Origin of the sequence: Pedobacter sp. HMWF019, from assembly GCF_003061025.1 — a bacterium.
In the GTDB taxonomy this organism is placed as follows: domain Bacteria; phylum Bacteroidota; class Bacteroidia; order Sphingobacteriales; family Sphingobacteriaceae; genus Pedobacter.
In genome coordinates this window covers 1-13,079 of the sequence record NZ_QAIL01000272.1, presented here as the reverse complement: position 1 = coordinate 13,079, position 13,079 = coordinate 1, and the positions used below count along the sequence as shown (strand labels likewise).

Here is a 13,079-nt window from a genome sequence, read left to right as displayed (position 1 = left end):
GTCATTAACCCACTGCAAAAAGCAAGGATTCCAGGGATTCGGCAGTCAGACTGATGCCATTAACCACCAGGGACGCTTTTTTGTAAAAAGGATTTCTTTCTTCCAGTTTTTGTGTAATAAAATCGACAATCCCCTGTTCATCAAGATCTCTCAACAGCGGCCTCTTGGCTTTTCCGTTTTCCAAACGTTTGGCCAGGGCCACCGGCGACATTTCAATATAAACGGTAAGGCCATTTACATTCATCCAGTCCATGTTGTCGAAATAGCAAGGCGTACCTCCGCCGGTTGCTATAATTGAATTTCCCTGATATGGGAAGGTTTTTAAAGTTTGGCTTTCGAGCTCCCGGAAGGCTGATTCTCCATGTACGGCAAAATATTCACCCACGCTTGTACCTGCTTGTTTTTCGATTTCATGATCCAGGTCTACCAGTTCATACTCCAGCCGGGCAGATAATTTTTTAGCTAGCGTGGTTTTTCCACAACCCATAAATCCTGTTAAGAATATCTTCATTTTTTTATACAAGCTTAACCCTTGGATCAACAAGGGCATATAATACATCTACTAAAATATTGATCACTACAAATATAAAAGCTATAAATAATATAGAGCCCATCACCACCGGAAAATCGGACATTTCCAATGCATTCACTGTTGCCCGCCCTAGTCCGTTATATCCAAAAATGTATTCTACGAAAAAGGATCCTGCCAATAAGGAGGCAAACCAGCCTGAAACAGCGGTAATAACAGGATTGAGTGCATTTCTAAGTGCATGTTTATAAATAATGGTATAACGGGGCAAACCTTTGGCCCTTGCGGTCCGGATATAGTCCTGCGAGAGTACATCCAGCATGGTGCTTCTGGTAAGCTGGACAATAATGGCCAGCGGACGCAGGGCAAGTGTAAACATAGGCAGGATTAAATTCTTCCAGGTCATCACCTCTCCCTTAAAAGGGTCATAACTGTACAGACTACCTGACATGTTTAATCCCGTGTAATCACTTAACACAAAGCCAAACAACCAGGCAATGATAATACCGGCAAAAAAAGCTGGCGCAGAGATACCCAGGACGGCCAGTGCATTTGCAGTCTTATCCACCCAGGTGTCTTTATAAAGTGCAGACACGACTCCTAACAAGATACCGGCTATGGTGGCTACAATCATGGCTGTGAGCGCAAGAATAAAAGTATTGGGTACCGTTTCTCTGAGTATAGCCGTTACATCCCGTTTGGTTTGATAGGAACGCCGCAAATAAGGCCATTTCAGTACCGCTACGTTTGCACCCATCTGAAAGAGCTTTACATAATGGTACTTTTGTTGATTTTCTGTTGTTTTTTCATGAAAAGAGAGTGGAGAAAGATCATTGACGTACAGCAGAAATTGTTCTGGTTTGGATTTGTCCAGACCGAATTCCTTTCGTACAGCTTCCAGCGACTGAACATCAGAACGCTGTCCCATGGTCATCCGTGCAGGATCACCAGGCAAAATATTAAACAATATAAAAACCACTACAACTACCCCTGCAATAACTGCAAGCCCATAAAGGAGCTTTTTAAGGGCGTATTGAAACATGGCTATTTGCTGAAATATTGATCTGCCAGAGTATTAAATGAAGGGACTGTATTGTAATGCCATTTATTGATCACCACACCATTCTTGAGCAGCAGAACTCCCGGATTGGCCCGTACCATACTTTTTAAAGGTACCGCATCACCATAAAAAATCTCTGTAAACAATTTCATTCTTTTGCTCATCGCATCCGCATCTTGTGCGGAATTGGAAGTAAGCAGTACTGTTCTGATGTTAAATTGCTCAGTCGCATTGAGGGCAAGTGCATTCAATTTAGCTAGTGCTTTTTCATTGACATCGTCTAGGTTATAAGCAACGATGATCAGGTTATAATAAGGGTTTTCTATCAGTTCTTTTGTGTAATTTGTTCCAGAGGCATCACTGATCACCAGATCTTTAATCTTGGGCTCATATCCTTTTTTAATCAGTTTTTTGTCTGGCTCCCCAACAATCTCCCAGGTGGTGTCTTTCCAGATTTCTGTTTTCAGATAATCTTTATCTGAAATGTCTTTCTTCTCTCCTGTTTTCTTGTTTTTCATGTGGTACATGAGCTGATACTCATCGGGTGCAGCTCCTTCGGGGATCTTCATGAGCTCTGGCAGGTTTGCCCCTACTTTGTAGGGTAAGAAATCCAGAACCGGCAGGCAGCTATAGGTATATACAGGAAAGATCAATGCAGCCAGTATGATGACTGCAGACACAGTTTTCTGCTGCATCGTTTTAGTTAAAACAGGCTGTAGACTTCCTCTGTGCTTATAAATAAAAACAATCAGGATCAATAAGATGATGTCTTTACTGAAAGACTGCCATGGTGTTAAAGGAATAGCATCGCCAAAGCACCCGCAGGAGGTAACCACTTTAAATGCTGCAGAAACAAAGGTAAGAAAGGTGAAAAATATAATGATGGCAAGCAGACCAGTACCGACTTTTTTTCCCCAGAAGCCGAGCAGTAGCAGGGCCCCCAGAACAACTTCCAGGACACATAGAAAAATAGCGATTCCAGTTGCAATACCACTTAAAAATGGAATGTGGAAAACTTCAAAGTATTCCTGGAGTTTATAACCAAATCCAAGTGGATCGTTGGCCTTAATTAAACCGGAGAAAATAAACAGTATACCAACAAATATTCTCGAAAAGTTTAAAAAAAATTTACTCATGGTTATTTAACGTCTAATTTGATCAACGCAAAAACTGCATAGTTTAACATGTCCTGATAATTGGCGTTGATGCCTTCGGAAGCCAGGGTTTGTCCTTTATTGTCTTCAATTTGTTTAACCCTTAAGATCTTCATCAGGATAAGATCTGTCAGAGAACTGATCCGCATATCCCTCCAGGCCTCGCCATAGTCATGATTCTTGGCAAACATGAGGTCTTTGGTTGCCTGAACATACAGGTCATACAACTTTTCTACTTTACTGAATTCCAATTCATAAGGATCTTCCTCTGTAAGCTCCAGCTGCATAAGTGCAATGACGCAATAATTTACAATCCCAATATATTCTGAGGTGATATCTTCTCCTACCTTCGAAATTTTCTTTTCCTCCAGTGTCCGGATGCGTTGAGCTTTGATAAAGATCTGGTCTGTAATAGATGCCGGCCTTAGGATGCGCCAGGCTGTTCCATAATCTTTTGTTTTTTTTAAAAAAAGCGATTTACAAACCGCAATTACTGAATCGTATTCTTGTGAAGTATTTGCTGCCAAAACAATTAAAATATTTAGTTTAAAGCTGTTTAATACTGTATTTTTGTACCAAACAATGGCTAAAGATACATTTTTAAACCGAAAGCACACATTAAACCTGCAAGGGCAACTGGTAGATCTGACCAGTCCCGATGTGATGGGAATCTTGAACATCACTCCGGATTCTTTTTACGGGGAAAGCAGAAATTTCAGCATAGATGATGCCTTGCTCAGAACAGAAAAATACCTTCAGGAAGGAGCTTCTTTTATTGACATAGGTGGATATTCCTCCAGACCGGGCGCCAAGGATGTCAGCACGCAGGAAGAGATAGACCGGGTAGTGCCCGTGGTTGAAGCAATTTGCAAACAATTTCCGCAGGCATTTTTATCTATCGATACCTTTCGCGCGGAAGTGGCAAGGAAAACGATTGAAGCCGGGGCCCATATGATCAACGATATTTCGGCAGGCGAACTGGATCCCGATATGTTCCATACAGTTGCGGCTTTAAACGTTCCCTATATCCTGATGCACATGAAAGGTACGCCGCAAAACATGCAGCAGTCTCCATCCTATCAAAACGTAACCCTGGAAGTTGTGGATTACTTTGTGGATAAGGTAGAAAAGTTAAAAAAAATGGGTGTTAAAGACTTGATCCTGGATCCAGGTTTTGGTTTCGCTAAAAACCCACAGCACAATTACCAGCTGCTCCGGGAAATGGAGGATCTTCATCTCTTTGGATTGCCGCTGCTTGTAGGCTTCTCCAGAAAATCTATGGTTTACAAGGCACTGGATACTACACCTGCTGAGGCACTGAACGGAACGACAGTCCTTCATACCCTCTCTTTGCTAAAAGGAGCAAAGATACTCCGGGCGCATGATGTACGTGAAGCCCGGGAATGCATTACCCTTATTGAAAAAATGCAACAGGCCTGATGCTTGGTTAAAAAATTCACTAACTTGTCAACAATGAAAGGTTTTGACTTCGATTTCCTAAAAATAACACCTACAGATGTTATCGACATCATTTTTGTCGCGCTACTGATCTACTATGTCTATAGTTTGATCAAAAACACACTTGCAGTGAATCTGTTGCTGGGGATGTTGATCATTTTATTGCTGTATTATGTGGTGGATGCACTTCATATGAGACTGCTTTCTACCATTATCAACAAATTCATGAGTGTGGGAATTATCGCATTGATTGTGATCTTCCAACCGGAGATCAGGCGCTTTCTACTACTGATCGGAAAGAACACATTTCTGCAGAAGAATAAAGCCTGGTGGGGTTATTTGTTTGGCAATAAAGAAATTGAAAGAGATAATCTGGCGCGGATTAAACCGATTATTGATGCTTGCAAGAGTATGAAGAAGTCTAGAACCGGTGCACTGATTGTTTTTGTAAAATTTTACGATGACCAGCTTTTTGCCAACAGCTGTGAAATTATAGATTCTAAAATTTCTAAACGTTTACTGGAGAGTATATTCCAAAAGAATAGTCCGCTTCATGATGGTGCAGTGGTGATTGCAGAAAATAAAATAAAGAGTGCCAGCTGTATCCTTCCGTTAACAGATAATGACAACCTCCCTCCTCAGTTTGGTTTGCGCCACAGGGCAGGGATTGGTATCTCAGAAAACACAGATGCCGTAGCGGTTATTGTTTCTGAAGAGACTGGTGAAATTGCCTATGCAAAACAAGGAAGGGTTAGAATGAATGTTTCCTTTGGTGAACTGGAGAAACTGCTGAATAAGGACTTTTAACTAATTACACTGTCTGAAATCTTTATTATATTGGTATAACCAAATCAAAATCTAATGAAGATCTTAAAAGGAATTCTATTCACAGTGCTGGGCCTGGTGGTTCTGGCGCTTGTTGTTGCCATTTTTGTAAAAAAAGAATATACCGTAGAACGGGATATCGTAATCAACAAACCACGGCAACAGGTTTATGATTACATCAAATACCTGAAGAACCAAAATAACTTTAGTAAGTGGGCAAAAATGGACCCTTCAATGAAAACTGAGTTTCGGGGAACAGACGGAACTGTAGGATTTGTCTCTGCCTGGGACAGTAATCAAAAAGATGTTGGAAAGGGTGAACAGGAGATTAAGGGCCTCCAGGAGGGCAAAAGAATAGATACAGAAATCCGGTTCATTAAACCCTTCGAATCTACGTGTTCTGCTTATATGACAACAGAAGATGCGGGTCTGAACTCAACTAAAGTAACCTGGGTCTTTAATGGAAAAATGAATTATCCGATGAATCTAATGTTACTTTGCATGAGCATGGATAAAATGATTGGAGGCGATCTTCAGATTGGCTTAAACAACCTGAAAGGAATATTGGAATAATAAAAAAGGACTAACTCATCAAGTTAGTCCTTATATTTTTAAAAGGATCGTTCTAGCAATATTGCTCGAAAGCACCGATCAAGCTGTCTGCGATCATTTGTGCAGGACGCCCTTCAATTTGATGGCGTTCGATCATGTGCACCAATTTGCCATCTTTGAACAATGCCATTGAGGGCGATGACGGTGGAAAAGGCATCATATAACCTCTTGCTCTGTCTACTGCTTCTTTTTCCATCCCTGCGAATACGGTAACCAGTTTATCCGGGTGTTTTTCATTGGCAGCTGCAATTCTTGCCGCAGGGCGCGCATTGGCGGCTGCACAACCGCATACAGAGTTTACAACGACAAATACAGTTCCTTCAGTTTTGATGGCGCTGTCAACTTCTTCTGCGTTTTTTAACTCTTCAAAACCAACTTTGGTCAGCTCTGCACGCATCGGTTCAACTAAATATTCAGGATACATATCTTTATGTTTTTTGGTTATTTTAAATCTTAACTGGTACAAAGGTACGGCACTGCTTTATAGCATCAAAGTTATGGCTCTAAAGCAACTTAGTTTTTACCTTCAAATTACTTTGATAGAAAACAATAATTCTTTTTTGTTTATCATGTTATAGTCACACCATCAGCGCCTTTTGAATTTGGCCAAACTATTGTGTAATTTTGTCCCTGAAAAACAGGCAGTTTCGTTAAAGACTGGTAAATAGCAGGCAACCGCACACCAATAACAACATAACTGACTGCAAAACAAAAACTTAAAAAACTATAATATGTCATCAGTAGAGACAACTTACGTTCCTTACAAAGTTAAGGACATTTCACTGGCAGAATGGGGCCGCAAAGAAATTGAACTTGCAGAGGCAGAAATGCCAGGTTTAATGTCACTGCGTGCAGAATTTGGCCCATCTAAACCTTTAAAAGGCGCCCGCATTGCAGGTTGCCTTCACATGACGATCCAAACGGCTGTTCTAATTGAAACGCTGGTAGAATTAGGTGCCGAAGTTACCTGGTCTTCCTGCAATATTTTCTCTACCCAGGACCATGCTGCTGCTGCAATTGCTGCTGCCGGCATCCAGGTTTATGCGTGGAAAGGTTTAAACGAAGTAGATTTTGACTGGTGTATTGAACAAACTTTACACTTCGGACCAGAGCGTCAACCGTTAAATATGATTTTAGATGACGGTGGTGACCTAACCAATATGGTATTTGATAAATATCCTGAACTGATTTCAGGTATCAAAGGACTTTCTGAAGAGACCACTACCGGAGTTCACCGTTTATATGAGCGCATGAAAAACGGAACATTGCATTTACCTGCAATTAACGTGAATGACTCTGTAACCAAATCTAAATTCGACAATAAATATGGCTGTCGTGAATCTCTTGTAGATGCGATCCGCAGAGCTACTGACGTTATGATGGCTGGTAAAGTAGCTGTTGTTGCTGGTTACGGTGATGTGGGCAAAGGTTCTGCTGAGTCTTTGAGCTCCCAGGGTGTTCGTGTCATTGTTTCAGAAATTGATCCGATCTGTGCCCTTCAGGCTGCAATGGAAGGTTATGAAGTAAAGAAATTTGCGACCGCGGTTAAAGAAGCAGATATCGTTGTAACAACTACAGGTAACTGTGACATCGTTCGTGCAGAGCACTTCAAAGTTATGAAAGACAAAACCATCGTTTGTAACATCGGGCACTTTGATAATGAGATTGATGTAGCCTGGTTAAATAAAAACTATGGTGATACTAAAGTAGAGATCAAACCTCAGGTAGATAAATATACTATAGATGGTAAAGATATTATTTTACTTGCTGAAGGTCGTTTAGTGAATTTAGGATGTGCTACAGGACACCCAAGTTTCGTAATGTCCAACTCTTTCACCAATCAGACTTTAGCTCAGCTGGAACTTTGGACCAATACAGATCAGTATGAAAACAAAGTTTATGTTCTTCCTAAGCACCTGGATGAAAAAGTAGCTCGTTTACACCTGGCTAAAATTGGTGTAGAACTTGATGTTTTAGATCAGCATCAGGCAGATTATATTGGTGTTCCTGTTGAAGGTCCTTTCAAACCGGATACTTACAGATACTAGTTTAAAAAAGGAGCTGCGACTGCAGCTCCTTTTTTATTTCCCTCCAAATTCATCCTCCACACTTTCCCGGAGATCATACATCATCCATTGTTTGTCCTTTACTGACTTCTGCTCGGTTTGCAGGAGTTTGATGAAATCATTAACCCCAATTGGCTCATTTCCGTTTCCATGAATCAGAACAATACTCCCGGAACTGGCGGTTTGACCTTTGGCCAGCCAGGCATCACTTCCTACAGGAATTAATCCATAGGACAGTACCTTGCTGATCAATTTAGGATCTGAAACCAGTCCCGGGAAACGGAAAAAAACAGAAGGCATGATGCCATGCTGCAGCATCGCCAGCTCAGTACCCATTACCTCAAAGTTCATATCAGTACCTGGTTCCAGTAAAAAATTAACCTTTAAAGGCGCGGTTGGGCTAACCCGGTGATTGTAAGAATGGTTTACCCAGGTGATGGAAATATCTCCAGATTTCACCAGATTTTTCAACCAGTCCAGGTCATCATTGTGGGTCAGCATCCATCTTCCGGTAATGGAAAGCGCCAGGGGTACCGGTTTTTCAGTCTTCTGAAACTCCTTTATCAGAGAGGTAAATATAATCCGGTCCAGAGGTTTATGCGATGGACAAAGATCAATGGTTAAAGTAATTCCTTTTTCTTTAGGAAAACCATGAATAATTCCCGCATCCTGTAAAGGAATTTCCTTCATTTGGGCAGCTTCAATTGCTTTTACGTATGGAGTCTCCTTAAAAGTATCCATGGCTTGAGCCCAGGTAAGAGGTTTTACAGCCTCAGCAGCAGCAGACAGTATTCTGGTATCCAGCTCCTGTGGATCGGTGACCAGATACTGTGTTCTTCCCTCCTGTTCAAATTTCCTCAGCACCAGCAAATCTTTATTCTGATCGCGAAGCATCCCGTAGAATTGCTTATAATTTTTGATGCCTGGCTGCCCCAGACAGGAAATGACAAAGAGCATGCAAAAAACGCAGCTTAAAAAAGTGTTTAGAAAAAATGGATATCTCTTCATTTAATGATTAAGTTTATCTTTGTATATGGCAAAACTATCTGTAAATATCAATAAAATAGCCACCCTTCGCAACAGTCGAGGTGGTAATAACCCGGATCTGGTTAAAGTAGCCCTGGATTGTGAACGTTTTGGAGCGGAAGGCATTACAGTGCATCCCAGACCTGATGAAAGACATATTCGTTACCAGGATGTTTTTGACCTGAAGGCTGTGATTGCGACAGAGTTTAATATTGAAGGAAACTGCAGGGAACAAAAATTTATTGACCTGGTGCTGGCAAATAAACCTGCACAAGTTACCCTGGTACCCGATGCCGAAGGCCAGATCACCTCTAACCATGGTTGGGATACCATAAAACACCAGGTTTACTTGCAGGAAATGGTGGGCCTCTTCAAAAGTGAAGGCATCCGGGTTTCTATATTTGTTGATCCTGTTCTGGACATGGTGGAAGCTGCAGCCGAAACGGGCACAGACCGGATAGAATTGTATACTGAAGCTTACGCCAGGGAGTACCATGAAGATAAAGCTAAGGCAGTTGCACCCTATGTAGCAGCAGCAGAAAAAGCAGTAGAGCTTGGTCTGGGCATCAATGCCGGACATGATCTGGATCTGCACAATTTAAAATATTTTTCACAGCAGGTTCCGGCTTTACTGGAAGTGAGTATTGGCCATGCCCTGATTAGTGATGCTTTATATCTGGGTTTGGAAAATACCGTTCAAATGTATTTGAGACAATTAAAAGATTAAACTAAATTTCTATGAAGACGCTATCTGCATTTTTCTTTGCTTCGGCATTACTGTTCCTGATCTCCGGCTGTAAAAAAGGCGGAAGCATAGAGGAAAGTACCGCCGCAGAAGTCATATCAAATTACCTTCAAACCAATCCAGAATATGAGAGTATAAAACTAGATATAGGGGAGGTAAAATTCAGAGGCAGGAAAGATGCAGTAGCGCTTGGTCAGTACAAAGAACTGAAAGAAAAAGGTTTGATTGTAATGAACCTTGATCAACAGAAAAAAAGATTTTTATCTAAGGACAGCGTATACGTTTATACCGTATTATTGACAGACAAGTCCAAACCTTATGTGCTCAAACAGGACGCAAGCAAAGCAACGATACGAGCGCTGGACTATGTTCTGGACGAAGAAAAACCAGTAAAACTGATTAAAGGAGATGCCAGAATTGCCAGAGTAACGGTTAGCCTTAAAAAGAAAGCCAATGATTTTACTGTCTTTTTAAGAGCGAAAGGCTCTCCAGCAAGCTTCCTCACCAAAACCTATAAGTTAAAGTTTAGAAAAGAAGAAGGTTGGATCTTGGTTGGCGAATCGTAAAATATACATTTATAATCGTTTTGGGCAACCAGGGCTAAGGGTATTTTTATTACCTTTGCGCAACTTTTTATTCAAAGATTCATGAGCTTAAATATTCATTACAAAGAAGACTTTAAAGATCGTCACATTGCACCCAATACGGAAGATACCAAAGCGATGCTACATACGCTTGGATTGGGCTCTATTGACGAATTAATAGAACAAACTGTTCCTCAGAAAATCAGGTTAAAGCAACCTTTGAATTTACCAAAGGCTAAATCTGAAAAGGATTACCTGAGCAGTTTAAAACAAACAGCTTCTTTAAACAAAGTTTTTAAATCCTATATCGGGCAGGGTTATTACAATACAACCACACCTGGGGTTATCTTACGTAATGTAATGGAAAATCCAGGATGGTATACGCAATACACTCCTTACCAGGCAGAAATTGCACAAGGCCGCCTTCAGGCTTTACTGAATTTCCAGACTATGGTGATTGACCTGACCGGAATGGAAATTGCAAATGCTTCTTTACTGGATGAAGGAACAGCTGCTGCTGAGGCTATGTTCATGCAATACAGCCTTCGTAAAAACCAGCAGGCTAAAAAATTCTTCGTATCCGAATTACTTTTCCCTCAAACCATCGATATTCTGGTTACACGTGCCAATCCTTTTGGCATAGAACTAGTGATCGGAAATCACGAGGAAATTGATCTAAATGAGGAGTTCTTTGGTGCTATTGTTCAATATCCTGCGGGAAACGGACAAGTGTTTGACTATACAGGTTTTGCTAAAACAGCTCATGAAAAGAATGTAAAGATTACCGTTGTTGCTGACCTTTTAAGTTTAACGCTATTAACACCTCCGGGAGAATGGGGTGCTGATGTTGTAGTTGGAACAACCCAGCGCTTTGGTGTACCAATGGGTTTTGGCGGACCTCATGCTGCTTTCTTTGCTACAAAAGATGAATATAAAAGATCAATCCCGGGTCGTATTATTGGTGTAACCATAGACAGCAATAATAATTATGCATTGCGTATGGCATTGCAAACAAGAGAACAACACATCCGCAGGGATAAAGCGACCTCCAATATTTGTACTGCACAAGCTTTACTTGCTATTATGGCTGGTTTTTATGCAGTTTACCATGGCCCTAAAGGCTTAAAATTAATTGCTGAACGCACTCATGGTTTAGCCGTTACTTTGGCTAAATCTCTGGAAAAGATCGGTTATAAGCAACTGAACGGTGCTTACTTTGATACCATTCAGCTTGATCTGGGAGATCTGGCAGATTCTATTCACAGGGAATGCATAGACAATGAGATCAATTTAAATTATAAAGGTGGTATTGTAACCATTGCTTTAGATGAAACAACTTCTGCCGAAGACATCCAATTATTAAACAAAATCTTTTCTAAGGTAAAAGGAATTCCTGCTGATCAGGCCGAATTGGCAGAAGGCAGTATTGAAACTGTTATTCCTTCTGCACTACAGCGCAATTCATCCTATCTCACTCATCCTGTTTTCAACAAGCATCACTCTGAACATGAGATGCTTCGCTATATTAAATCTTTGGAAACCAAAGATCTTTCTCTTTGTCATTCTATGATTGCTTTGGGTTCATGTACAATGAAACTGAATGCAACCACGGAAATGATCCCGGTAACCTGGCCTGAATTTGGACAAATCCATCCTTTTGCGCCAGCTGATCAGGTGGCTGGATATTATACTGTTTTCAATGAACTTGATAAATGGTTAAGTGAAATTACTGGCTTTGCAGCAATGAGCTTGCAACCAAATGCTGGTGCACAAGGCGAATATGCCGGCTTAATGGTGATCAGAGCTTATCACCAGGACCGGGGAGATCATCAGAGAAATATCGCTCTAATTCCGGCTTCTGCACATGGAACCAATCCCGCTTCTGCTGCAATGGCCGGCATGAAGATCATTATTGTGAAATCTCTGGAGAACGGAAACATTGATGTGGAAGATCTGAAAGCCAAAGCTGAAGAAAATAAAGAGAACCTTTCCTGCTTGATGGTTACTTACCCTTCTACACATGGTGTTTTTGAGGAAAGTATCATCGATATCTGTAACATCATACATGAAAATGGCGGTCAGGTTTATATGGATGGAGCCAATATGAATGCACAAGTTGGACTGACCAGCCCTGGTACTATAGGTGCTGATGTTTGCCACCTGAATCTACATAAGACTTTTTGTATTCCTCACGGTGGTGGTGGCCCTGGTATGGGACCAATTGGCGTAGCCAAACACCTGGTTCCTTACTTACCTGGTCATGCTGTTGTAGATATCGACAAGGGCAAATCCATCCATGCTGTTTCTTCTGCTCCATGGGGTTCTGCATCCATTTTGGTGATCTCACATGCTTATATTGCCATGATGGGCGGTGAAGGATTAAAGAATGCCACACAATACGCAATTTTGAATGCAAACTACATGAAAGCCCGTCTGGAGCAACACTATCCAGTCTTATATACAGGTAGCAATGGCCGTTGTGCACACGAGATGATCCTGGATTGCAGATCATTCAAAAACTTTGGTATTGAGGTAGTCGATATTGCTAAACGATTAATGGATTATGGTTTCCATGCGCCAACAGTATCTTTCCCGGTTGCGGGAACCTTAATGGTAGAACCTACAGAGAGCGAGCCTAAACACGAGTTAGACAGATTCTGTGATGCCTTGATTGCCATCAGAGCAGAAATTACGGCCATTGAAAACGGTAACAGTGATAAAACAGATAATGCATTAAAGAATGCGCCACACACTGCTGCCGTTGTCACAGGCGATGATTGGTCTCACAGTTACAGCAGAAAAACAGCAGCATTCCCTCTGCCATATGTAGCTGAATACAAGTTCTGGCCATCCGTTGGAAGGGTAAACGACTCTTTTGGAGATCGTTCCCTGGTCTGTGCTTGTCCTCCTATTGAAAGCTATATGGAAGAAACGCTAGTCTAAATGCATCAAAATAAAAAAAGGCCATTTAAGTTTAAATGGCCTTTTTTTATTTTTTAACAATTCAATCTATTTTATAT

At 41.2% G+C, this 13,079-nt stretch carries 13 protein-coding genes; 7 read left to right on the top strand and 6 right to left on the bottom strand.

Features of this window, described 5'->3' with window-relative positions; all coding sequences use genetic code 11:
• Positions 1-4: 4 nt before the first annotated feature.
• From DBR11_RS15780 to DBR11_RS15765, 4 genes are read right to left on the bottom strand one after another with little or no spacing between them, the layout of a single operon-like run.
• Positions 5-511: a shikimate kinase gene (locus tag DBR11_RS15780; protein ID WP_108553632.1), complete on the bottom strand. Its 507-nt coding sequence runs from the start codon at positions 509-511 to the stop codon at positions 5-7.
• A gap of 4 nt (positions 512-515) precedes the next feature.
• Positions 516-1,571: an ABC transporter permease gene (locus DBR11_RS15775; RefSeq protein WP_108553617.1), complete on the bottom strand. Its 1,056-nt coding sequence runs from the start codon at positions 1,569-1,571 to the stop codon at positions 516-518.
• Positions 1,572-1,573: 2 nt separating this feature from the next.
• On the bottom strand, positions 1,574-2,725 hold the full coding sequence (locus DBR11_RS15770; protein WP_108553616.1) for a BT_3928 family protein: 1,152 nt from the start codon (positions 2,723-2,725) through the stop codon (positions 1,574-1,576).
• Positions 2,726-2,727: 2 nt separating this feature from the next.
• Positions 2,728-3,270 (bottom strand): DUF1599 domain-containing protein, encoded by a 543-nt coding sequence (locus DBR11_RS15765; protein WP_233260777.1) that lies wholly within the window; start codon positions 3,268-3,270, stop codon positions 2,728-2,730.
• Positions 3,271-3,325: 55 nt separating this feature from the next.
• Here DBR11_RS15765 and folP point away from each other — a divergent pair, with 55 nt between their 5' ends.
• The 3 genes from folP to DBR11_RS15750 are packed head-to-tail and all read left to right on the top strand — an operon-like array spanning position 3,326 to position 5,599.
• Complete coding sequence (gene folP / locus DBR11_RS15760) at positions 3,326-4,183, top strand: dihydropteroate synthase (protein ID WP_108553615.1); 858 nt, start codon at positions 3,326-3,328, stop codon at positions 4,181-4,183.
• 33 nt (positions 4,184-4,216) lie between these two features.
• The gene (gene cdaA, locus DBR11_RS15755; RefSeq protein WP_108553614.1) at positions 4,217-5,008 is read left to right on the top strand and encodes a diadenylate cyclase CdaA; all 792 of its coding nucleotides are present in this window, start codon (positions 4,217-4,219) and stop codon (positions 5,006-5,008) included.
• Between the two features lie 54 nt (positions 5,009-5,062).
• Positions 5,063-5,599: an SRPBCC family protein gene (locus DBR11_RS15750; RefSeq protein WP_108553613.1), complete on the top strand. Its 537-nt coding sequence runs from the start codon at positions 5,063-5,065 to the stop codon at positions 5,597-5,599.
• 52 nt (positions 5,600-5,651) lie between these two features.
• Here the strand turns inward: DBR11_RS15750 and DBR11_RS15745 are convergent, their stop codons facing one another.
• A complete protein-coding gene (locus DBR11_RS15745; protein WP_108553630.1) occupies positions 5,652-6,062 on the bottom strand; it encodes a BrxA/BrxB family bacilliredoxin in 411 nt (136 codons plus the stop codon).
• Between the two features lie 307 nt (positions 6,063-6,369).
• Between DBR11_RS15745 and ahcY the strand changes: the two genes are divergently transcribed.
• Positions 6,370-7,686, top strand: coding sequence for an adenosylhomocysteinase (gene ahcY / locus DBR11_RS15740; RefSeq protein WP_108553612.1), 1,317 nt, complete (start codon positions 6,370-6,372; stop codon positions 7,684-7,686).
• A gap of 33 nt (positions 7,687-7,719) precedes the next feature.
• Here the strand turns inward: ahcY and DBR11_RS15735 are convergent, their stop codons facing one another.
• Complete coding sequence (locus DBR11_RS15735) at positions 7,720-8,661, bottom strand: polysaccharide deacetylase (protein WP_108553611.1); 942 nt, start codon at positions 8,659-8,661, stop codon at positions 7,720-7,722.
• Between the two features lie 76 nt (positions 8,662-8,737).
• Between DBR11_RS15735 and DBR11_RS15730 the strand changes: the two genes are divergently transcribed.
• The 3 genes from DBR11_RS15730 (at position 8,738) to gcvP (ending at position 13,002) form a co-directional block, all read left to right on the top strand.
• On the top strand, positions 8,738-9,457 hold the full coding sequence (locus DBR11_RS15730) for a pyridoxine 5'-phosphate synthase (RefSeq protein ID WP_108553610.1): 720 nt from the start codon (positions 8,738-8,740) through the stop codon (positions 9,455-9,457).
• An 11-nt stretch (positions 9,458-9,468) separates the two neighbouring features.
• Entirely contained in the window at positions 9,469-10,041 is a 573-nt protein-coding gene (locus tag DBR11_RS15725) for a hypothetical protein (RefSeq protein ID WP_108553609.1), read from the top strand.
• An 81-nt stretch (positions 10,042-10,122) separates the two neighbouring features.
• Positions 10,123-13,002 (top strand): aminomethyl-transferring glycine dehydrogenase, encoded by a 2,880-nt coding sequence (gene gcvP / locus DBR11_RS15720; RefSeq protein WP_108553608.1) that lies wholly within the window; start codon positions 10,123-10,125, stop codon positions 13,000-13,002.
• Positions 13,003-13,079: the final 77 nt, after the last annotated feature.